General features: G+C 65.8%; 22 protein-coding genes. 10 read left to right on the top strand and 12 right to left on the bottom strand.

From position 1 onward, the window contains the following. Positions 1–5 precede the first annotated feature (5 nt). Genes queE through queC form a run of 3 tightly spaced genes read right to left on the bottom strand, consistent with a single transcriptional unit; the run spans position 6 to position 1,751 of the window. Positions 6–707: a 7-carboxy-7-deazaguanine synthase QueE gene (queE, locus tag GL284_RS14675; protein ID WP_155045387.1), complete on the bottom strand. Its 702-nt coding sequence runs from the start codon at positions 705–707 to the stop codon at positions 6–8. Further along, entirely contained in the window at positions 704–1,060 is a 357-nt protein-coding gene (locus tag GL284_RS14680; protein ID WP_155045388.1) for a 6-pyruvoyl trahydropterin synthase family protein, read from the bottom strand. Before GL284_RS14680 ends, queE begins: the two co-directional genes overlap by 4 nt. After that, complete coding sequence (queC, locus tag GL284_RS14685; RefSeq protein WP_155045389.1) at positions 1,053–1,751, bottom strand: 7-cyano-7-deazaguanine synthase QueC; 699 nt, start codon at positions 1,749–1,751, stop codon at positions 1,053–1,055. The genes GL284_RS14680 and queC overlap by 8 nt, the downstream gene beginning before the upstream one ends. 229 nt (positions 1,752–1,980) lie before the next feature. On the opposite strand from queC, the gene panB reads away from it, so the two are divergent. Together panB and panC are read left to right on the top strand one after the other, a co-directional pair. Then, positions 1,981–2,796, top strand: a complete 816-nt coding sequence (panB, locus tag GL284_RS14690) for a 3-methyl-2-oxobutanoate hydroxymethyltransferase (RefSeq protein ID WP_155045390.1) — start codon at positions 1,981–1,983, stop codon at positions 2,794–2,796. Continuing rightward, positions 2,793–3,629: a pantoate--beta-alanine ligase gene (gene panC, locus GL284_RS14695; RefSeq protein ID WP_155045391.1), complete on the top strand. Its 837-nt coding sequence runs from the start codon at positions 2,793–2,795 to the stop codon at positions 3,627–3,629. The genes panB and panC overlap by 4 nt, the downstream gene beginning before the upstream one ends. On the opposite strand, the gene GL284_RS14700 is transcribed toward panC, so the two are convergent. From GL284_RS14700 to ytfQ, 5 genes are read right to left on the bottom strand one after another with little or no spacing between them, the layout of a single operon-like run. After that, complete coding sequence (locus GL284_RS14700) at positions 3,626–4,360, bottom strand: FadR/GntR family transcriptional regulator (RefSeq protein WP_155045392.1); 735 nt, start codon at positions 4,358–4,360, stop codon at positions 3,626–3,628. The genes panC and GL284_RS14700 overlap by 4 nt on opposite strands. Position 4,361: 1 nt before the next feature. Continuing rightward, positions 4,362–5,336 (bottom strand): galactofuranose ABC transporter, permease protein YjfF, encoded by a 975-nt coding sequence (gene yjfF, locus GL284_RS14705; RefSeq protein WP_155045393.1) that lies wholly within the window; start codon positions 5,334–5,336, stop codon positions 4,362–4,364. Continuing rightward, a complete protein-coding gene (locus tag GL284_RS14710; RefSeq protein ID WP_155045394.1) occupies positions 5,333–6,322 on the bottom strand; it encodes an ABC transporter permease in 990 nt (329 codons plus the stop codon). Before GL284_RS14710 ends, yjfF begins: the two co-directional genes overlap by 4 nt. Then, the gene (locus GL284_RS14715) at positions 6,319–7,824 is read right to left on the bottom strand and encodes a sugar ABC transporter ATP-binding protein (protein ID WP_155045395.1); all 1,506 of its coding nucleotides are present in this window, start codon (positions 7,822–7,824) and stop codon (positions 6,319–6,321) included. Before GL284_RS14715 ends, GL284_RS14710 begins: the two co-directional genes overlap by 4 nt. 48 nt (positions 7,825–7,872) lie before the next feature. After that, positions 7,873–8,832: a galactofuranose ABC transporter, galactofuranose-binding protein YtfQ gene (gene ytfQ, locus GL284_RS14720; protein WP_155045396.1), complete on the bottom strand. Its 960-nt coding sequence runs from the start codon at positions 8,830–8,832 to the stop codon at positions 7,873–7,875. Positions 8,833–9,110: 278 nt separating this feature from the next. On the opposite strand from ytfQ, the gene GL284_RS14725 reads away from it, so the two are divergent. Then, positions 9,111–11,063 carry a DEAD/DEAH box helicase gene (locus tag GL284_RS14725; RefSeq protein ID WP_155045397.1) on the top strand — a complete coding sequence of 651 codons (1,953 nt, stop codon included), beginning with the start codon at positions 9,111–9,113 and terminating at the stop codon, positions 11,061–11,063. A 54-nt stretch (positions 11,064–11,117) separates the two neighbouring features. On the opposite strand, the gene GL284_RS14730 is transcribed toward GL284_RS14725, so the two are convergent. Both GL284_RS14730 and GL284_RS14735 read right to left on the bottom strand, forming a co-directional pair. After that, positions 11,118–12,398 (bottom strand): MFS transporter, encoded by a 1,281-nt coding sequence (locus GL284_RS14730; RefSeq protein ID WP_155045398.1) that lies wholly within the window; start codon positions 12,396–12,398, stop codon positions 11,118–11,120. 129 nt (positions 12,399–12,527) lie between these two features. Further along, complete coding sequence (locus GL284_RS14735) at positions 12,528–13,442, bottom strand: LysR substrate-binding domain-containing protein (protein WP_155045399.1); 915 nt, start codon at positions 13,440–13,442, stop codon at positions 12,528–12,530. Positions 13,443–13,507: 65 nt separating this feature from the next. Between GL284_RS14735 and pcaD the strand changes: the two genes are divergently transcribed. From pcaD to GL284_RS14765, 6 genes are all read left to right on the top strand, one after another. Next, a complete protein-coding gene (gene pcaD, locus GL284_RS14740; protein ID WP_155045400.1) occupies positions 13,508–14,287 on the top strand; it encodes a 3-oxoadipate enol-lactonase in 780 nt (259 codons plus the stop codon). Next, on the top strand, positions 14,284–14,664 hold the full coding sequence (gene pcaC, locus GL284_RS14745; RefSeq protein WP_155045401.1) for a 4-carboxymuconolactone decarboxylase: 381 nt from the start codon (positions 14,284–14,286) through the stop codon (positions 14,662–14,664). The genes pcaD and pcaC overlap by 4 nt, the downstream gene beginning before the upstream one ends. Continuing rightward, on the top strand, positions 14,661–15,395 hold the full coding sequence (pcaH, locus tag GL284_RS14750; RefSeq protein WP_155045402.1) for a protocatechuate 3,4-dioxygenase subunit beta: 735 nt from the start codon (positions 14,661–14,663) through the stop codon (positions 15,393–15,395). Before pcaC ends, pcaH begins: the two co-directional genes overlap by 4 nt. After that, positions 15,395–16,000 (top strand): protocatechuate 3,4-dioxygenase subunit alpha, encoded by a 606-nt coding sequence (pcaG, locus tag GL284_RS14755; protein ID WP_155045403.1) that lies wholly within the window; start codon positions 15,395–15,397, stop codon positions 15,998–16,000. The genes pcaH and pcaG overlap by 1 nt, the downstream gene beginning before the upstream one ends. A 7-nt stretch (positions 16,001–16,007) precedes the next feature. Beyond that, positions 16,008–16,850, top strand: coding sequence for a 3-oxoadipate:acetyl-CoA acetyltransferase (locus GL284_RS14760; RefSeq protein ID WP_155045404.1), 843 nt, complete (start codon positions 16,008–16,010; stop codon positions 16,848–16,850). 78 nt (positions 16,851–16,928) lie between these two features. Next, a complete protein-coding gene (locus tag GL284_RS14765; RefSeq protein ID WP_155045405.1) occupies positions 16,929–18,242 on the top strand; it encodes a class-II fumarase/aspartase family protein in 1,314 nt (437 codons plus the stop codon). A 9-nt stretch (positions 18,243–18,251) separates the two neighbouring features. On the opposite strand, the gene GL284_RS14770 is transcribed toward GL284_RS14765, so the two are convergent. Together GL284_RS14770 and GL284_RS14775 are read right to left on the bottom strand one after the other, a co-directional pair. Then, positions 18,252–19,079 (bottom strand): DUF6635 family protein, encoded by an 828-nt coding sequence (locus tag GL284_RS14770; protein WP_155045406.1) that lies wholly within the window; start codon positions 19,077–19,079, stop codon positions 18,252–18,254. 60 nt (positions 19,080–19,139) lie between these two features. Continuing rightward, positions 19,140–20,156, bottom strand: a complete 1,017-nt coding sequence (locus GL284_RS14775; protein WP_155045407.1) for a YeiH family protein — start codon at positions 20,154–20,156, stop codon at positions 19,140–19,142. A gap of 93 nt (positions 20,157–20,249) precedes the next feature. Between GL284_RS14775 and GL284_RS14780 the strand changes: the two genes are divergently transcribed. Further along, on the top strand, positions 20,250–21,137 hold the full coding sequence (locus GL284_RS14780) for a LysR substrate-binding domain-containing protein (protein ID WP_155045408.1): 888 nt from the start codon (positions 20,250–20,252) through the stop codon (positions 21,135–21,137). Positions 21,138–21,411: the final 274 nt, after the last annotated feature.

Here is a 21,411-nt window from a genome sequence, read left to right on the forward strand (position 1 = left end):
TCCTTTCAGACGCCGCGACGATTGCCCCAGATCAGGACATGCAGTTGCGGCAGGATATGGGGCGTCAGCCAGCCGCGCCCGACCGTGGCATCGACCAGCCACAGCAGCCGGTCGGCCAGCGCCTGCGGGGCGACGGCAATTTCGGGGTCGGTCACGGGGTTTCCGGGTTGCAGATACAGCGGCAGATGCGGATGGCGCGCATGGGCGGCACGCGCCCATGCCAGATCGGCCTCATCGAAAATGACGATCTTCATAATGGTCTGTGCCGGGCCCGCAGCAACGCAGGCCGCGAATTTGTCCCAATCCACCACCTCGCCGCTGGAAGGCGGCTTTGGCGACAGCACCAGCGTCGACAGATCCCCGAACCAGTCGCGCGGTATCGAGCCCTGCGTTTCGCAGGCAAAGCGGTAGCCTTGGGCATTGCCTTGCGCGATCACCGGGCCGAAATCCTGAATGGCCGGGTTTCCGCCGGAAATCGAGACTGTCAGCGGCTGGCCGCCCGACAGATCGCGCACGCGGGCAAACACCGCATCGGGCTGCATCGGCGTCCAGTCGTGGCGATACTGGCTGTCGACCGCATGCAGGCTGTCGCACCACGAACAGCGATAATCGCAGCCGCCCGCGCGGATGAACACCGTGGGCTGGCCGATCAGCACGCCTTCGCCCTGAATCGTCGGGCCGAAGATTTCAGCGATGCGCAGCGTCATGGCCGGTATTCCGCCCAGATCTTCGGGGTCTCGGCCACCCGGATCGCCGAGGTTTCGGGCCAGCGCGCCTTGCACCAGTCGTAAAGATGCTTGGCCAATTGCTCCGAGGTGACGCAATCATCGCCCAGCACATCGTTCAGATGCCGGTGATCCAGCTGGTCGTCCAGATAATCCCTCAGCGGCCGCAACTCGGCATATTCGCGGACAAAGCCCTGAGCGTTCAACGTGGCTGCGGCCAGTTCGACGGTGATGACATAGTTATGGCCGTGAATACGCCCGCAGGGGTGATCCGTGGCCAGTCCGGGCAGGCGGTGCGAGGCGCTGAAGCTGAATTCCTTGGCGATCCTATACATGATGCGCCCTCACGGCCTGCAGCCAGAAATCGGCATCGGCATAGGGGGTGGGATCGGGCACCCCGGCAATGTCGAAGGCCTCGCGCCGCTCGACGCAGGTGCCGCAGCGCCCGCAATGCACCGCGCCGCCCTTGTAGCACGACCATGTGCGCGCAAAGGGCGTGCCCGCCTGCGCGCCTGCGGTCACGATGGCGGCCTTGTCGCGATGGACAAAGGGTGTCAGCAGCCGCACATCGGCATAACCGTCCAGCGCCGCCGCCTGCATATCGTTGAAGGCGTTGGTGAATCTGGGTCGGCAATCGGGATAGATGAAATGGTCGCCGCCATGCACGGCCGTCGCCACCGCCGCGCAGCCATTGGCCGCCGCAATTCCAAAGGCCACGGTCAGCATGATCGCATTGCGGTTCGGCACGACGGTGATGCGCATGGTCTCTTCGGCGTAATGGCCGTCCGGCACCTCCAGATCATCGGTCAGGGCCGAGCCTGTCAGCGCAGCACCGATGCCGCGCATGTCGATCAGGTGATGCGGCACGCCCAGCCGGGTGGCGGCTTCGGCTGCGAAATCAAGCTCTTTGCGGTGACGCTGGCCATAGTCGAATGACACCAGCCGTGTCAGGTCGTGATCGCGCGCGACGATATGCGCCAGCGACACGGAATCGAGTCCGCCCGAGCAGACGACGAGAGTTTTCATCTTGTGATCCCTTGTTTTGATGACCGGGTGGGCTGCGACCGGTGGTGGGGCGTTTAGACCAGATGCGCGCAAGACGCAACGCTGGCCTGTCCCCCATCGCCACACAGCCGCGTGACAGACCCCGCCGTGCTGACGTTGTGGCATCCGCCTTGCGGATCGTGCATTTTGGGGGCGACATCTGCTGCCGGATACGGCATCACTTTGCGCGGATTGTGACAGGGAGACCACCATGAGCGCCACGCCCGAGCGGAAGCCTCGACTGACGCCCAGCGATATCCGCGCCCGCAAGGGTGGCGTGCCGGTGGCCTGCCTGACGGCCTATACCACGCCCATGGCGAAGCTGGTCGACCGGGCCTGCGATCTGGTTCTGGTCGGCGACAGCGTGGGCATGGTGCTGCACGGTCTGCCTTCGACCCTTGGCGTGACGATGGAGATGATGGTGCTGCATGGCCGCGCCGTTGCGCGGGGCGTCGATCACGCCTGTCTGGTCGTCGACATGCCCTTTGGCAGCTATGAGGAAAGCCCGCAGCAGGCCATGCGCAACGCGGCCCGGCTGCTGGCGGAAACCGGCTGTCAGGCGGTCAAGCTGGAAGGCGGGCGGCATATGGCCGAAACCGTGGCCTTTCTGGTGACGCGCGGCATTCCGGTGATGGGCCATGTCGGGCTGACGCCGCAGGCGGTGAATGTGCTTGGCGGCTACAAGGTGCAGGGGCGCGGCGCCGATGGCGACCGCATTGCGGATGACGCAGCGGCGCTGGCCGAGGCGGGGGCGTTCGCCGTGGTGCTGGAAAAATTGCCCGAGGCTTTGGGGACGCGGATCAGCCGTCAGATCGCGGTTCCGACCATCGGCATCGGCGCGGGCGCGGGCTGTGATGGTCAGGTTCTTGTGGTCGATGATATGTTGGGCATTTTCAGTGACTTCAAGCCGAAGTTTGTCAAACGATATGAGGAACAGGGTGTGGCCGCCGCCCGTGCCATTGCCGCCTATGCCGACGATGTGCGCAACCGTCGCTTTCCCGCAGCGGAGCATGGATTTTCCGAATGACCCAGATCGTCAGGGGCGTGGCCCAGTTGCGCCGCATCACGCAGGGCTGGCGGCGGGCGGGTGATCTTGTCGGCGTCGTGCCGACCATGGGCGCGCTGCATGACGGCCATCTTAGCCTTGTCCGCGCCGCGCAGGCCGAATGCGACCGGGTGATCGTCACGCTGTTCATCAACCCGCGCCAGTTCAACAATCCCGAGGATTTCGCGAAATACCCCCGGACCGAGGCGGCGGATGCCGCGATCCTTGCGCCTTTGTCGGCCGATGTGCTGTTCGTGCCGGACGCGGCCGAGATCTATCCCCCCGGCCATGTCAGCGCCGTAACGGTTGGCGGGGTCAGCGGCCCGCTGGAAGGCGCGCACCGGCCCGGCCATTTCGACGGCGTGGCGACGGTGGTGGCGATGCTGTTCAACATGACGCAGGCCGACCGCGCCTATTTCGGGGAAAAGGATTGGCAGCAATTGCAGGTCGTGCGCCGGATGGTGGCCGATTTGCAGATGCCGGTGCAGGTGGTGCCATGTCCGTCGGTGCGCGATCCGGACGGGCTGGCGATGTCGTCGCGCAACCAACGCCTCAGTGCGGCGGCGCGCGCGCAGGCGGCCACCATCCCGGCGGTGCTGTTCGATGCCGCCGGACGGATCGGCGCCGGCGGCGATGTCGCGCAGGTGCTGGATGCGGCGCGGGCGCGGCTTGAGGGCGCGGGGCTTGGTCCGGTGGAATATCTGGCGCTGCGCGATGCCGAAACCTTGGGCGAGGCGCAGCCGGGCCGCGGGGCGCGGCTGCTGCTGGCTGTCTGGCTGGACGGCGTGCGGCTGATCGACAACGTGGCGGTCTAGGCGTTTTGCAGCGCCAGCCGGGCGCGTGTCGCCCCTTCAAGAATGACCGCGCGCATGGCGGTGGCAGCCGCCTGACTGTCGCGGGACGCAATCGCGGCGGCGATGCGCAGATGCTGCGAGGCGCATTGCGCGATCATCTCGGGCGAAAGCGCGGGGGATGAGATCTGGAACGACACCGCCAGCGCCGCCTCGATCAGCGTCGAGACCGAGCGCATGAACGGGTTGCGCGACATCTCGGCCACGGCGAGGTGAAAGTTCAGATCCTCTTGCGCGATGGTTTCGCGGCTATGGGCCGGGTTGTCGATGCGGGCGGCGATGCCATACAGGTTGACGATTTCCTCGGCCGTGGCGTTCTGCGCGGCAAGGCCTGCGGCGGCGGGTTCAAAGGCCAGCCGCATCTCGCACAGATGGCCGACGAATTCCGCGTCCATTCCGGCCTGCATCTGCCATGTGATCACATCGCTGTCGACGAAATTCCAGTTGTCGCGCGGGTTCACGCGGGTGCCTACGCGGGATTTCGCCCGCACAAGGCCCTTGGCGGCAAGGGTTTTCATCGCCTCGCGCAGGACGCTGCGCGAGACGCCGAACCGCTCCAGCAGTTGCGGATCGCCGGGCAGGGTTTCGCCCACGTGGAATTCGCCGGTGATGATGGCGCGGCCAAGGTCATCGACCACGCGCGCGTGGTTCGACCGGGGCTTGCCGCCATACATGCGCTGGCGCAGCACGCCCATGTCAGCTGACCCGCCGCATCGCCCGCCGTTCCGAGACCAGCAGGATCAGGCGTTGCAGGATGATGAAGGTAAACAGAAGGATCCCCACGACAATCTTGGTCCACCACGAAGACAGCGTGCCGTCAAAGACGATATAGGTCTGGATCAGCCCCTGGATCAAGACGCCGAACAGCGTGCCCAGAACCAGCCCCGCGCCCCCGGTCAGCAGCGTGCCGCCCACCACGACGGCGGCGATGGCATCCAGTTCGACCCCCACCGTCGCCAGCGAATAGCCGGCCGAGGTGTAAAGCGTATAGGCCAGACCCGACAGCCCCGCCATGAAGCCGGAAAAGGCGTAAAGCTGCACCGTGGTGCGCCGGATCGGCACGCCCATCAGCTCGGCCGATTGCGGCGATCCGCCCAGGGCATAGACATTCGCCCCAAAGCGCGTGCGATGGGCAAGGATCACGCCGATGGCAAAGGCCGCCAGCATCAGCATGGCCAGAAAGGTCAGGCGACCCTTGTCGGGCAAAGCGATATACAGCGTCTTCAGGCTGCGCAGGAAGTCGTGGCTGATCGGCACGGAATCGGTCGACAGCAGGAAGGCCGCGCCCCGCGCCAGAAACATCCCGGCCAGCGTCACGACAAAGGGCGGCATTTTCAGCGCGTGGATCGTCAGCCCCATCAGCGCACCGAATGCCGTCGAAAGTGCCAAAGCCAGCGCAAAGGCCAGCGCCGGATGCACGCCCGCGCGGATCAGCACCGCCACCAGCACCGAGGTGAAGGCGATGACCGAGCCCACCGACAGATCGATCCCGCCCGAGATGATGACAAAGGTCATGCCCACCGCCGCAATGCCCAGAAAGGCGTTGTCGGTCAGAAGGTTGCCCGCCACGCGCCATGACAGCATGTTGGGGAACTGCGCCACGCACAGCGCATAGGCCAGCAGAAAGATCGCCACGGTCGCGACAAAGGGCAGGGTGCGGGCGCGGATCATGGGCGTTTCCTTAATGCGCGGCGCAGCACGGCCAGTTCATCGGCGACGGCGGGCGATTGCAGCGTCAGGATGGCGACGATGACCACGGCCTTGACGATCAGGTTGAATTCGGGCGGCCAGCCGGACATCAGGATGCCGGTGTTCAGCGCCTGAATGATCAGCGCCCCGATCAGCGATGCGGTGATCGAAAAGCGCCCGCCCGCCAGTGAAGTGCCGCCGATGACGACGGCAAGGATCGCGTCCAGCTCCAGCCACAGGCCGGCATTGTTCGCATCCGCGCCGCGAATGTCGGCGGTGACGATCATGCCCGCCATGGCCGCGCACAGCCCGGAAATCGCATAGGTCGCAAGGATCAGGAACCGCGCGCGGATGCCCACCAGCATCGAGGCGCGGCGGTTGATGCCCACCGCCTCGATCAGCAGGCCAAGCGCGGTGCGGCGCACCAGCAGGCCGACCACCAGCCCCATCGCCAGCCAGATCAGGATGGGCATCGGGATGCCGAAGACCGCGCCCGAGCCGATGAAGCTGAAGGCCGGATTGTTGAAGGTCAGGATGACGCCGCCGGTGATCAGTTGCGCGATGCCCCGGCCTGCGACCATCAGGATCAGCGTGGCGATGATCGGCTGGATGTCCAGAAAGGCGACAAGGATGCCGTTCCACAGCCCGCAGATCAGCCCCAGCGCCAAGGACACCGCCAGCACCACGACGACCGGCTGGCCATCGGCGACAAGGCTGGCCGCCACCGCGCCGGTGATCGCCATGACCGCACCCACCGACAGGTCGATCCCCTTGGTCGCGATGACCAGCGTCATGCCGATGGCCAGCAGCGCCACGGGCGCCACGCGCACGCCCACATCGATCAGGCTGCCATAAAGCCTGCCGCCCTGCATCGTGATCGTCAGAAACCCGGGCGAGATTACCGCGATCAGCGCGATGACCACAGAAAAAGCAATAAGTTGCGTGCGGAGTTCCAGAATTTTTCTCATGCAGCGGCCCCCGGTGTGGCCATGGCGGCAACGATGGCCTGCGGCGTGATCTCGGCACCGCGCAATTCGCGGACATGCTGACGGTCGGACAGGATGATCACGCGTGAAGAATAGGAGACAAGTTCCTCGATTTCCGAGGAAATAACCACGAGCGCCATACCGTCCGAACGCAGTTGCGCGATCAGGTTGATGATTTCGGCATGGGCGCCGATGTCGATGCCGCGGGTTGGTTCGTCAAGGATCAGCAGGCGCGGATCGGTGGCCAGCCAGCGGGCAAGGATGGCTTTCTGCTGGTTGCCGCCCGACAGGAACTTGATGGGCCGGTTCGGATCCGGCGGGCGAATGTCCAGCGCCTTGATATAGCGCGCGGCCAGCGCGTCGGCCTCGCGGCGCGGCACGGGATTGGCCCAGCCCCGGCGCGCCTGCAGGGCCAGCACGATGTTCTGGCGCACCGACAGATCGCCGATGATGCCGTCGGATTTGCGCTCTTCGGGGCACATGCCGAAACCAAGGCGGATGGCATCCTCGGGCGAGGTCAGTGTGACGGGCTGGCCATCTACCAAGGCCTGTCCGCTATCGGCCCGGTCGATGCCGAACAGCAGCCGTGCGGTTTCCGTGCGCCCGGACCCCAGCAGGCCCGCGATGCCCACGACCTCTCCGGGGCGCAGGTCCAGATCAAAGGGCGCGATGCTGCCGCGTTTGCCGTAATGCTGAAACCGGAACTCGGCAGGGGTGTCCGGGGGTGCTGCGTCGGGGTCGCGATGGGCGGTCGCCTCGGCCAGTTCGCGGCCCAGCATCATGGCGACCAGATCGCGGCGCGGCAGATCGGCGATGGCTCGGTTGCCGACCATCTTGCCATTGCGCAGCACGGTCACGCGGTCGGCGATCTGATAGACCTGATCCAGAAAATGCGTGATGATGACGATGCCCAGCCCCTGATCGCGCAATTGACGCAGCACGGCGAACAACGCCTGCACCTCGGCCGCGTCAAGGCTGGCGGTGGGTTCGTCCAGAAACAGCACCTTGCCCGACAGATCCACCGCCCGGGCGATGGCGATGATCTGGCGGATGGCAACGGGGTAATGCGCCAGCGTCTCATCCGGGTCGGCGTCGATGCCATAGCGCGCCAGCAGGGCACGGGCATCGCGGCGCATCTTCGCGCGGTCCACCAGCCCAAAGCGGCGCGGCTGGCGGCCCAGATACAGGTTCTCGGCCACGGTCAGATTGTCCAGCAGGTTCACCTCCTGATAGACCGTGCCGATACCAAGCGCCTGGGCCTCGGCGACCGAGCGCGGCTCGACCTCGGCCCCCGCAAGCTGCATCTTGCCCGCATCGCGGCGATAAGCGCCGGTCAGGATCTTGACCAGCGTCGATTTCCCTGCGCCATTTTCGCCTAAAAGCGCATGTATTTCATTCGATTGCAGGTCAAAGTTTACCTGATCCAGAACTTTGACGCCAAAGAATGACTTGTCGATGCCCTGCGCCGTCAGAACGCCAGTCATGGCCCGTCCCCCGGAAATTGCGGGCGAGGTTGCCCCCGCCCGGTTTCGTCAGTAGCCCAAGCCCTTTTTCGCCTCATAGACGCCTTTGGGGTCGTCCGCCTGCGTGTAAAGCTTGGATTCGGTCTGGATCCATTTCGGCGGCTCGGTGCCGTCGGCGATGTATTTCGCCAGCGCGTCGAAGGCGGGGCCGGCCATGTTGGGCGTCAGCTCGACCGTGGCATTCGCCTCGCCGGCCTCCATGGCCAGGAAGATGTCGGGAACGGCGTCGATCGAGACGACCTTGATATCGGTGCCGGGCTTCAGGCCCGCCTCCTTGATGGCCTGAATGGCGCCCACGGCCATGTCGTCATTATGGGCATAGACCGCGCAGATATCCTTGCCGCCGCCTTCGGCCTTGATGAAGCTTTCCATGACTTCCTTGCCTTTGGTGCGGGTGAAGTCTCCGGTCTGGCTGCGGGCGATGGTGATCTTCGGATTGGCGGCGATACCTTCCTCGAAACCCTTCTTGCGGTTGATGGCCGGGGACGATCCGGTGGTGCCCTGCAACTCGACCACCTTGCAATCCTTGTCGCCGACCTCTTTGGCCAGCCATTCGCCCGCAACCTTGCCCTCATAGACCTGATCCGAGGTGACGGCGGTCAGATACAGATCCTCGGGTGCGTCGATCTGTCTGTCCAGCAGCACCACGGGGATTTCGGCATCCTTCGCCTCGGCCAGCACATCGTCCCAGCCGGTCGCGACCACGGGGGCGATCAGAATGGCATCCACGCCTTGCGCGATGAAGCCGCGCACGGCCTTGATCTGGTTTTCCTGTTTCTGCTGGGCATCGGCGAATTTCAGGTCGATCCCGCGGTCCTTGGCCTGCTGCTGCGTCACAGTGGTTTCCGCCGCGCGCCAGCCCGATTCCGAGCCGATCTGCGAAAAGCCCACGGTCACATCCTGCGCATAACCCGCGCCGGACAGCATCAGGCAAGCGGCCGAGCTGGCCGCCAAAAGCTTGGCTTTCATGGTAATCCTCCCCAAGAAGGGCCTCCCAACCCTTGTGCTGACACAGATAAAGTATGACTTATTATGCGTCAATACATCTGTTTGCTGGGTATTTTGCTGCATGGCAGCAAAAGGCGCGGAAATAAATCATATCAGACGGAAACTGCTTTACATGCCGATAGCGCGCCGTTAAGCAGCCGCCTTTGGCTCCGCACGCCCGGAGTGGCGGGTTGGGAGTAGCCGCCGCAAGGGTTCTTGGGCCTCTCATCGGCGCATCGCGCCCCCGTTTTGGCAAAGACATGACTGAACAAAATATTGCCGCGCCTCTGGCTGCGGCGCTGGCGGCCAAAGGCTATGCCAGCCTGACCTCGGTGCAGGAGGCGGTGCTGGCCGCCGATGCGGCAGGGCGCGACATGCTGGTGTCGGCGCAGACCGGCTCGGGCAAGACCGTGGCCTTCGGACTGGCTGTGGCCCCCGACATTCTGGGTGGCAATGACACGCTGCAACCGGCCTTCGCGCCGCTGGGTCTGGCGATTGCGCCGACCCGCGAGCTGGCGCTGCAGGTCGCGCGCGAGTTGGAATGGCTGTATGCCGAGGCGGGCGCGCGCATCGCCACCTGCGTCGGTGGCATGGATTACCGGACCGAGCGTCGGGCGCTGGAACGCGGCCCGCATATCGTCGTCGGCACGCCGGGCCGTCTGCGCGACCATATCGACCGGGGCGGGCTTGACCTGTCGGCGCTGAAGGCCGCCGTGCTGGACGAGGCCGATGAGATGCTGGATCTGGGCTTCCGTGAAGATCTGGAGTTCATCCTTGGCGCTGCGCCCACCGACCGCCGCACCCTGATGTTTTCGGCCACCGTGCCGCCCGCCATCGAAAAGCTGGCCAAGGATTTCCAGAACGACGCCTTGCGCATTGCCGCAGGCGGCGAGGCGCGCCAGCATGGCGATATCGAATATCGCGCGATCAGCGTGCAGACCCGCGACCGGGAACCTGCGATCTTCAACATGCTGCGGCTGCATGATGCCCGCACGACGATCATCTTCTGCAAGACCCGCGCCAATGTGAACCATCTGCTGGCCCGGATGAGCAATCGCGGCTTCAAGGCCGTGGCCTTGTCGGGCGAGTTGTCGCAAGCCGAACGCACCCACGCCTTGCAGGCCCTGCGCGACGGCCGCGCCAGCGTCTGTATCGCGACCGATGTGGCGGCGCGCGGCATCGACCTGCCGGGGCTGGAACTGGTGATCCATGCCGACCTGCCGACGAATGCGGAAACGCTGCTGCACCGTTCGGGCCGGACGGGTCGGGCGGGCTCCAAGGGCGTCTCGGCGCTGATCGTGGTGGCGCCGGAATACAAGAAAGCCCAGCGACTGCTGAAATTCGCCAAGGTCGAGGCCGAATGGGGCCCGGCACCTTCGGCGGACGAAGTGCGCGCGAAAGACGATGAGCGGATGCTGGCCCATCCCGGCCTGACCGAAGCGCCCGGCGACGAGGCCGCGCAGGCCGCGACGCTGATCGAACGCTTCGGGGCCGAGAACGTGGCCGCGGCGTTCATCCGCCTGTGGCGCGAAGGCCGTCCGACGCCCGAGGAACTGACCATCGTGCGCGAACGTCCCGAACCCAGCGCCCCGCGTGAGCCGCGCGAATTCGGCGATTCGGTCTGGTTCTCGCTGTCGGTCGGCTATTCGGGCCGAGCCGAGGCGCGCTGGCTGCTGCCCAAGATCTGCGAAGCGGGTGGCGTCACCAAGAACGCCATCGGCGCGATCAAGGTGCGCGATGACGAAAGCTTCGTGCAGATCGCCAAGGCCGATGCCGACAAGTTCGGCGAAGCGATCGAACTGGAAGAGGGGCTGATGATGATGCGTCTGCCCGGAATGCCCAGTTTCGAGCGCAGCGAACGTCCCTCGGCGCCGCGCCCGCGTCCGGAAAAGAAGGGCTATCCCAAGCGTCGCGACGACGAGCCCCGCCCGCCGCGCGAATATGCCGCGCGCGAGGACCGCGCCCCCCGCGAATATCGCGAGCCCCGCGATGATCGGGCGGCACGCGATGATCGTGCCCCCCGCGAGGACGCCGCCCCCAAGAAGGCCCGCTGGTCGGGCGAGGAAAAGGCCGCGCGTCGTGCCGAAGGCGTCAAGGACTACAAGCCCGCCGGAAAGCCCGCAAAGGCATCTGCGGGCAAGCCGGGCTGGGCCAAGCCCGCGCCGAAACGCGATGGTGCCAAGGCCAAGCACGCACCCAAAGGTCGAAAATAAAAGCAAAACGCCCGGAGATATCTCCGGGCGTTTTTCGTTTCAGGCGGTTTCGTTTCAGGCCGTGCGGCGCATGACCTGTGTCGTGGCCAGCGCGATGGCCGCGGCAAGCCCCACGGCGGCAAAGACGTAAAAGCCCCATGGATGGCCCACGCCCATCGTCACCAGCGTCCCGCCCAGAAGCGGGCCGGAAATCGCCCCCAGACGCCCGATCCCGGCCGCCATGCCAAGCGCGGTGGCGCGGATCGCGGGCGGGTGGTTTGCCGCCGTATAGGCATAGACCAGCACCTGCGCGGAAAAGACGAAGCAGCCGGTGATGAAGATCACGACATACAGCGCCACGACCGGCAGCTTGACCGACAAAGCGGCCAGCAACACGGCACTGGCCAGAAACCAGATCAGCGCGGCGGGCTTCAGCCCGATCCGGTCGCCGACATGGCCCGCGATCAGCAGACCGACGACCGCGCCGACGTTCATCAACAGCAGGAACCACAGCCCGCGCGACAGCCCGTATCCGGCAGAGACCATCAGCGTCGGCAGCCAGGTGTTCAGCGCATAGACCAAAAGCAGCCCCATGAACGAAGTGACCCAGATCCCCAGCGAGTTGCGCAGGAACGGCGCGCGGAACAGCACCCCGCCTGAGGCGGGTTCCTCGGCCTGCTGCGCCACGGGCGCGGGGTCCAGCGTCAGGCCGTTGTCGCGGGCGACGGTTTCGGCCTCGGCGCGGCGGCCTTTTGCCAGAAGAAATGCAGGCGATTCAGGAAGATGCCTCCACATCATGGGAAGAAGGATGAAGCCCGGCACCGCGCCCGCGACGAACATCGACCGCCAGCCCAGCGTCGGCAACAGGATCAGCCCCAGCAGCGCCGTTGCGACCGCGCCGACGTGATAGCCGGTCATCACGCGGGTCGAGGCCTTGCCGGTCTGCCCGCGCGAGAATTCGGTGACCATGGCGATCGCGGTGGGCAGGCAGCCCCCCAGACCGAACCCGGCCAGAAAGCGGAACAGGCCCAGCGTCGTCCAGTCATGCGCAAAGGCGCAGGCCATGGTGGCGACCGAAAATGCGCCAACCGCCCAGATCATCGCCTTGCGCCGTCCGATGCGGTCGGTCAGTGCCCCGATCATCAGCGCGCCAAAGGTCATGCCGACAAGGCTGATGGTCGATACGAACGTCGCCTCGGCGGGGGTCATAAAGGGGATGTCGCCCCCGGTCAGCGTGGGGATCAGCGCGCCCAGCACCACCAGATCGAACCCATCCAGAACCACGGCGATCCAGCAAAGGGTGGCGACCCAGCCTGCGGCAGGGCCCGTGCGCGACCGTGATTGAGCTTCCATCATCGGTTTCTCCTGTCATGCGGAAAGGCGGACGCGCCTCCTCAGCGCGCTCCGGTTTGCGGCGCTTACTCGGGGATAAGGTCGCGGTAAACATTTTCTTTGTCCGGTTCTTTGTCCGGCCCGTATGCGGGATCATTCTCTCACACGCGCGATATCGCGCGCGATCTGCTGGAAGTCGTCCAGACCGGGGGCCGACCATGATTGACGTTGCGTCATGCCGACCGCACCCGACAGGAAGCGGGCGCCCGTGGGCAGCTCCACCAGATCGCCGCGTTCAAGTTCGTGAATCACCACCCCGCGCGAGATGAACCACACCGCGTCCGAGGCAAGGCAGATCCCGCGCCCCAGCGCCAGCGAGACGGTTTCAATCGCCGGGCGCAGACCGGACAGACCGTTCGCGGCCAGATAATCGTCCACGGCGGGGCGGATCAGCGCCGTGACCGGCGGCAGGATCGCCGGCATCTCTGCCAGAACCTTGGCCGTCGGACGTCCCAGACCGGGATGGCCGGCCCGCGCCACCAGAATGACCTCTTCCTCATAGAGATGTTCAAAGTTCATCCCGGCAATTTCCGCCGAGCCGGGCAGGCGCCCGATGACCAGATCGACCGATCCTTCGCGCAAAAGCCGCATCAGATGGAAATGCGGCCCGGTTTCGGCGCTCAGCGTGACATCGGGATGCAGCTCGCGCAGGCGCAGCGCGATCTGTGGCAGGACCCGTGTTGCGACGGTCGGCAGGACGCCGATGCGCAGCGTGCCGTGATTGCCGGGCTGCAATGCCGCCGCCCCCGCCTCAAGCGCCTGCAACGCGATCGAGGCATGGCGGCGAAACAGCGCGCCCGCCTCGCTCAGATGCATCCTGCGGCCCTGACGCAGGAACATCGGCTGACCCAGAAGCGTTTCCAGTTCGGCCAAAGTGCGCGACAGGGCAGGTTGGGTGATGCCCTGCGCGCGGGCCACGGCAGACAGGTTGCCTTCGGCGGCAATATCCAGAAAGGCGCGGATATGGCGCAGCTTCACGCCCGGATGTATAGCGTTCTTGTTATCCATTCCTGCAAATTTAGCATTATCCAAGCCGGGATTGCTATGGCAAACACGCTTTAAGGGAGATTACCATGCAAGTTCTGAACCGCCCAGGGGGCGCGATGCATTATTGCATCGACGGACCAGCCAACGCGCCTGCCGTTGTGTTTGCCAATTCGCTGGGCACCGATCTGCGTTTGTGGGACGCAGTGCTGGCACAGATGCCGCAGATCCGCGCCATCCGTTTCGACAAGCGCGGCCACGGTCTCAGCGATGACAGCGAGGCCTTCAGCATCGACGATCTGGCCGACGATGCCGCCGCGCTGATCGAACATCTGGGGCTTGGCCCTGTCGTTTTCGTCGGCCTGTCCATCGGCGGCATGATCGCGCAGGCCCTTGCCGCGCGCCGTCCCGATCTGGTCCGTGCCGCCGTGCTGTCGAATACCGCCGTGCGCATGGGCAATGCCGAAGGCTGGGCGCAGCGCATCGCCGCCGTCGAAAATCAGGGCATCGCCTCCATCGCCGACACCATCATGGAGCGGTGGTTCGCACCGCCCTTCCGCGCCACGCCCGAACTGGCGGCATGGCGCAACATGGTTACGCGCACCTCGGCTGCGGGCTATGCCGCCGCCTGCCGCACGCTGGCCGCGACCGATCTGACGCTGACGACCCGCCTGCTGGATCTGCCGGTGCTGGTGATCGCGGGCGATCAGGACGGCTCATCCCCCGCCGATCTGGTGCGCGGCACGGCCGATCTGATCCCCGGCGCCGATTTTCACATCATCCCCGATGCGGGCCATCTGCCCTGCGTCGAACAGCCCGCGGCTTTTGCCGCGATCCTGAAGCCCTTTGTGCAGGAACATTGCCAATGAACCCACGCTTTGACCAAGGCATGACGACCCGCCGCCGTGTTCTGGGCGATGCCCATGTGAACCGCGCCGAAGCCGCCAAGACCGCCTTTGATGAACCCTTCCAGACGCTGATCACCGAAGCCGCATGGGGCTCGGTCTGGTCGCGTGACACGATCAGCCCGCGCGAACGCTCGATGCTGACCATCGCGCTGCTGGCGGGTCTGGGCAATGACCACGAACTGGCCATGCATATCCGCGCCACCGCCAATACCGGCGCATCGCAGGATGATGTGCTGGAATCGCTGCTGCATGTCGCGATCTATGCCGGCGTGCCGCGCGCGAACCACGCCATCAAGATCGCCAAGGAAACCTTCGCTGAAATGGAGAGCAAGGGATGAACCCCAGCCATATCGAACGCGGTCCGCTGTTCTTCCGCGACCGCGACTGGCACCCGGCGGCCTATACGCCGGGCTACAAGACCTCGATGACCCGCGCGCCGTTCCGGCCGCTGGTCGCCATGGGCTCGACCCTCAGCGAGGAAACCGGCCCGGCCTTCGGTCACTCGATGATCGGCGCGCTGGACAACAACCTGATCATGAATTTCACCGGGCAACCGGCCATCGGCGAACGCATCATCATGCATGGCCGGGTGCTGGACGAAACCGGCCGCGGCGTTCCCAATGTGCTGGTCGAGATCTGGCAGGCCAATGCGGGCGGCCGCTACCGCCACAAGAAAGACAGCTATGCCGCGCCGCTTGATCCGAATTTCGGCGGCTGCGGGCGCACGCTGTCGGGGCCGGACGGAGCCTATGAATTCCTGACCGTCCGCCCCGGCGCCTATCCCTGGCCGAACCGCGTCAACGACTGGCGGCCGATGCATATCCATATCTCGGTCTTCGGCTCGGGCTTCGGCCAGCGGCTGATCACCCAGCTGTATTTCGAGGGCGACCCGCTGATCGCGAAATGCCCCATCGTCAAGACCATCGGCAATGACAAGGCCATTCAGGCTCTGGTCGCGCCGCTGGACATGAACCGCGCCATTCCGATGGACTGTCTGGCCTATAAGTTCGACATCGTGCTGCGGGGCCGCCGCCAGTCCTTCTTTGAAAACCGCAAGGAGGGGATGTGATGCAGCCGCTCGAATATCTCAAGGAAACGCCCTCGCAGACGGCGGGTCCCTATGTCCATATCGGCCTGACCCCGAACACGCTGGGCAATCCCGGCATCTATCCTGAAGATCTGGGCCTCAGCCCGATCCGCGACGGAGCCAAGGGCCAGCTCATCACGATCACCGGGCACGTGCAGGACGGCGCGGGCATGATCATGCGCGATGCGCTGATCGAAAGCTGGCAGGCCGATGCCCAAGGCATTTATCCGGGCAATGACCCGCGCGGCGCGGCCGATCCGAATGTCACCGGCTGGGCGCGCATCATCGCCGATTTCGACAGCGGCGAATGGACGCTCAGCACGGTCAAGCCGGGCCGGGTGCCGTTTCCCGACGGTCGCATGATGGCGCCGCATATCTCGCTTTGGGTGGTGGCGCGCGGCATCAACCTTGGCCTGCAGACCCGCATCTATTTCGAAGATGAGGACAACGAATCCTGCCCCGTGCTGCAACGGATCGAACACCGCCCCCGCGTGCAGACGCTGATTGCGAAACAGACAGCGCCGGGGCAGTATCGCTTCGACATCGTGCTGCAGGGCGACAACGAAACCGTCTTCTTCGATATGTGAGGTGAACATGACCGGCACGCCCTGCATCATCTGCGTCGCCATCACCGGCTCGCTTCCGACCAAGGAAAACAACCCGGCGGTGCCGATCACGGTCGCCGAACAGATCGAATCGACGCAGGAAGCGTTCGAGGCCGGGGCCAGCATCGCGCATTGCCATGTGCGCGATGACGAAGGCCGACCCAGCTCGGATCCCGACCGTTTCGCGGCGCTGAAACAGGGCCTGGAAAAACACTGCCCCGGCCTGATCGTCCAGCTGTCCACGGGCGGCAGGTCGGGCGCGGGACAGGCGCGGGGCGGCATGCTGCCCCTTTCGCCCGACATGGCCTCGCTCTCGGTCGGCTCGAACAACTTCCCGACACGCGTCTATGAAAACCCACCGGATCTGGTGAACTGGCTGGCGGCCGAGATGATCCGCCATGACGTGAAACCGGAAATCGAGGCCTTCGATCTCAGCCATATCCTGCAGGCAGCCGCCATGTATAAGGACGGGCGCATCAAGGACCGGCCCTATGTGCAGTTCGTCATGGGCGTCAAGAACGCCATGCCTGCCGACCGCGAGGTGTTCGACTATTACATCCACACCGTCAAACGGCTGTTCGGCGACGACACGCCCTGGTGCGCGGCCGGCATCGGCCCGAACCAATTGCTCTTGAATGAATGGGCGATCGGCGCCGGAGGCCATGCCCGCACGGGTCTGGAAGACAATGTGCGGCTCCACCGCGACACGCTCGCGCCCTCGAACGCCGCATTGGTGAAACGCACCGCTGACATCTGCGCCCGCCACGACCGCCCGGTCGCAAGCTGGCAGCAGGCCCGACAGATCCTCGGGCTGCGGATGCCCGCGCTCTGATTTCTTCGTTCTGAAAATACTCTCGGGGGTGCGGGGGGCAGACAGCCCCCCGGCCAACCGCACCACCAAGGACTGCCCATGCCCGCCTCGATTGCCGACAGCGCCATCTACCGCACCCTGTTCTCGGACGACGCCACGGCGGCGCTGTTCACCGACAGCGCCGAAATCCGTGCCATGTTGCTGGTCGAAGGCGCGCTGGCCCGCGTGCAGGGACAGTTGGGCATCATCCCCGAAACCGCCGCCGCCTTCATCGACCGCGCCGCGCGCGAGGTGCAGATCGACCCCGCCGCGCTGGCGCAGGAAACGGCTACCAACGGCGTGCCGATCCCCGGCCTCGTCGCCGCCTTCCGCAAGGCGATGCAGGCGCCGGAACATGCGCAATATCTGCATTGGGGCGCCACCAGTCAGGACATCGTGGAAACCGCGCAGGCCCTGCGCCTGCGCCGCGTGCTGGAGCTTTGGGACGCAGGCCTTGCCGGGCTGATCGCCGCCCTGGGGCAATTGGCGCGCACCCATGCCGATCTGCCGATGGCCGCGCGTACCTATGGTCAGGCGGCGACGCCCACCAGCTTCGGCGCGGTGGTGGCGGGCTGGGGCCATCCGCTGATCCGGCATCGTCAGGCATTGGCCGACCTGCGCCCCGCGCTTGCCACCGTGTCGCTGGGCGGCGCTGCGGGCACGCTGTCGGCCATGGGCGCGGAAGGCCCCGCCGTGCGCAGCGCCTTGGCGCAGGCCCTGGATCTGGCCGATCCGGGCCACAGCTGGCACGCCGAACGCGACCGCATGGGCGCGCTGGCCGCATGGATGACCGGCGTCACCACCAGTCTTGCCAAGATGGGCGAGGATCTGATCCTGATGACCCAATCGGGCATCAATGAAATACGGCTTGAAGGCGCGGGCGGATCCTCGACCATGCCGCAAAAGCAGAACCCTGTCGGCCCTTCGGTGCTGGTGGCGCTGGCGCGGCAGGTGCTGGCGCTGTCCGGCGCGGTGCAGGGCGCGGGCGTCCACCGCCAGCAGCGCGACGGCGCGGCATGGTTCGTGGAATGGCTGTGCCTGCCGCAGCTTTGCATCAGCACGGGCCGGGCCATCGCGCTGGCCGCAGACCTTGCTACCCGCATCAGCCCCGATGCGCAGGCGATGGCGCGGGGGCTGGACGACGGCACAGGGCTGATCCATGCCGAGGCCTATACCTTCGCGCTGGCCCGCCATATGCCGCGCCCCGAAGCGCAGGCCAGGATCAAGGCGCTGTGCAAGCAGGCCATGTCGGACAACCGATCGCTGCCCGATCTGGTCGCCCGTGACTTCCCCGATCTGGACCTGTCAGCGGCGGGCGGACTTGGCACGGCCCCCGCCGAGGCCCGCGCCTTTGCAGCCAGCACCGGCGCCTAGCACCGGCGTCTAACGCAGCCCCCGCCAGATCGACGAGGCGATGTCGCCCAGATCGCCCAGCCGGGCAAGGACGTGTTCGCGTTCGACCCCGGCTGCGCCCTGATGCCGGTCCAGCCGGTCCAGCATCCGCATCAGACGCCGGCGATGCGTGCCAAGGCCCACCTGCACCGGGTCCGCAATCAGCCCGGCAAATGTCGTCAGAACCGAGGCCAGCACCGACAGCACGACCCCGGTCAGCACCACCTGCCAGACGGCCAGATGCGCGGGAAACAAGCCATACCACACCCCTCCGGCCCAGCTTCCCAAGGCGAAATCGTGAATGGCCTGACCCTGCGCGCCCATATTGGCAATGGGCTCGGCCAAGGAAATCACGCCCGGCGTGGCACGGTTGAACATCACAAAGCCAAGCGCCAGCACGATCAGCGATGTGGTGATCTCGGACACGGCATTGCGGGTCTCGGCATAGCCGTTGATGGCGTGGCGCGCGACCTCGGGCGGGGCGTCGGGACCGATGCCCTGATCGCGCAGCCTGTCCAGCAGGGCGTTCAGGTCGATCTCAAGCTGCCGCGCCACATCCGAGGTCAGAAAGATCTGCCGCGCCGCCAGCCATGCCGAGGCGCGCCGCGCCCCGCACCAGCCAAGGATGGCGGCGATCAGCTTGATCAGCAAAAAGACCGGCGACAGCATGACGTTCACCGGCGCACGCAGCAGATCCAGCCCCAGCGCCGCGCGATGCAGCCGGAACGTGCCGCGAATGCCATAGCGCGCGCGCACGAAACGGCGGATCTCGGCCTCACGCAGGGTCAGGGGCCGGGGATCGGCGGGGGCGGGCGTCATGTCTGGATCGTCCTTCCTGCTGCGGCACAGCCCTTTATCTAGGGACCAACGCGCGCAGGCTCAACGCCCCGACATCAGCAGCACCAGCCCAAGCCCCACCGCCGAGATGAACCCCGAGGCCAGCGCCCCCAGCAGCAGCGGCCGCGCGCCCTTGGCCCGCAGGCGGCGCAGATCGGTTTCCAGCCCCATCGCCGCAAGCGCCACGGTCAGCAGAAAACTGGTGAGGACGGCGATTGCGGCGCGCAGCGTCTCGGGGACCGGCAGGGCGCTGTTCAGCAGCACCACGCCCACGAAGCCCAGCACGAACCAGGGCGTTGGTGCGGCGCCTTCCGCTGCCTGACCGCGACGACGGGCCAGCGCACCCAGACACAGGATCAGCGGTGCCAGCATGATGACCCGGCCCAGCTTGGCCACGGTTCCGGCCTGCCCGGCCTCGGGGCCGTGCTGAAAGGCCGCGCCTGCGACCTGCGCCACCTCATGCACGGTCGCGCCGACCCAGATGCCGTAATCCGTGGCCCCAAGCCCCAGCACATGGCCCAGCCACGGCAGCACAAGCATGGCGACCGAACCGAAGACCGTGACGCAGGCAATCGCATAGGCCACATCCTCATCGCTGCCACGGGTCACGGTGTTCGTCGCCAGCACCGCCGACGCGCCGCAGACCGATGTGCCCGCCGCGATCAGTTGCGTCAGTTGCGCCGGAACGCCAAGCGCCTTTCCGGCCCATGTCGTGAATATGAAGGTGGCGACTAAGGCCAGAACGATCACCGCAAGCCCCGGCAGACCGATGGCGGCCAATTGCCCCAGCGTCAGTTGAAACCCCAGCAGCACGATGGCCAGCCGCAGCAGCCTGCGCATGGAAAATGCGATCCCCGGACGGAATGTCTGGGGCAGCGGGGCCAGATTGCGGAGGACGATCCCGATGACCAGCGCCACAGCCAGCGGGCTGAGCGCGGCGATGCCCGACAGGCGCTGGATCAGCATTGCCAGCGCCGCAATCGCCATGGTCAGCACCAGCCCCGGCAGCAGCCGCAGCGTCCGGGCGGGTGAGGAAAGGCTTGCTTCGATGCTGGTCATGCTTGGATCTCCTGGCATATGGCGCAGAATGAGGCTTGCATTTCGATCAATCAAACGGATTATTCTGCTAAGATCGTTCGATTTTGGTGATGAATGACGCTGGAGCAGTTGCGCATCTTCATGGCCGTCGCCAGCCGCGAACATGTGACGCAGGCGGCAACGGCGCTTGGGCTGACGCAATCCGCCGTCAGTGCGGCCCTGACCGCGCTGGAGACGCGACACGGCGTCCGGCTGTTTGACCGCATCGGGCGCCGGATCCAGCTGACCGAGGATGGCCGCGCCTTCATGGCCGAGGCGCAGGCGGTGCTGGACCGGGCCGAAACCGCCGAGATGCTGCTGGCCGATCTGTCGCGCGAACCGCAGGGGCGGTTGCGCATCCATGCCAGCCAGACCGTCGCCAGCTATTGGCTGCCGCCGCGCCTGATGGCGCTGCATGACCTGCATCCGGGGATCGAATTCCGCCTGACGCTGGGCAATACCCGGCAGGTCGCGGATGCCGTCGCCGAAGGCGCCGCCGATATCGGCTTTGTCGAAGGCGATGTCAGCCATGGCGATTTGCACCGGCAGGTCGTCGCCCGCGACCGTCTGGCGCTGGTCATGGCGGACACGCATCCGCTGGCATCAGAGCAATCACCCGATCCGGCGCAATGGCTGGATTACCGCTGGGCACTGCGCGAGCCGGGTTCGGGCACGCGGGCCGAATTTGAAGCGTGGCTGGTGCAGCGCGGAAGCTCGGTCGCGGCGCTGGACATCGCCATCGAGCTGCCCTCGAACGAGGCGGTGCTCAGCGCCGTGTCGCACAGCCAATGCCTTGCCGCCCTGTCGCAGCGCGCCGTGGCCAGTGCAGCAGGTGCGGGCTGGGTGCGCATCACGCCGCTTCCCGGGGCCGAGCGGGTGTTTTCCGTGCTGTCGGACCCCCGCCGTCACCGCACCCGTGCCATGCAGGCTTTGCTGGCTTTGGCGGTCGCGCCCGAATTCTAGGCGCGGGGTTGCCGTCATCTTGCCAGTGCGGCAGGCGTTTTCCATCCGGAACAACCACTTCCCGCATCCCGGCCAGAAGCCGGGACGATCTGAAGGGCTGATCGGTTTTTGCGCAAATCCCGCTCTGCCCGAGGTGAGAAGAGAAGACGAATTTCCCCAATGCGGGGTAAACACCGGAATCTCTATATACTCAGTCGTTATTAAGTGTATTCTTTCCGTGATGAATCACCCGACGCGCTTTGGCGTCGTTGCGGCCCAAGTCAGGAAAGGACCG

It is taken from the genome of Paracoccus shanxieyensis (assembly GCF_009711265.1).
GTDB classification, from domain to species: Bacteria; Pseudomonadota; Alphaproteobacteria; order Rhodobacterales; family Rhodobacteraceae; genus Paracoccus; species Paracoccus shanxieyensis.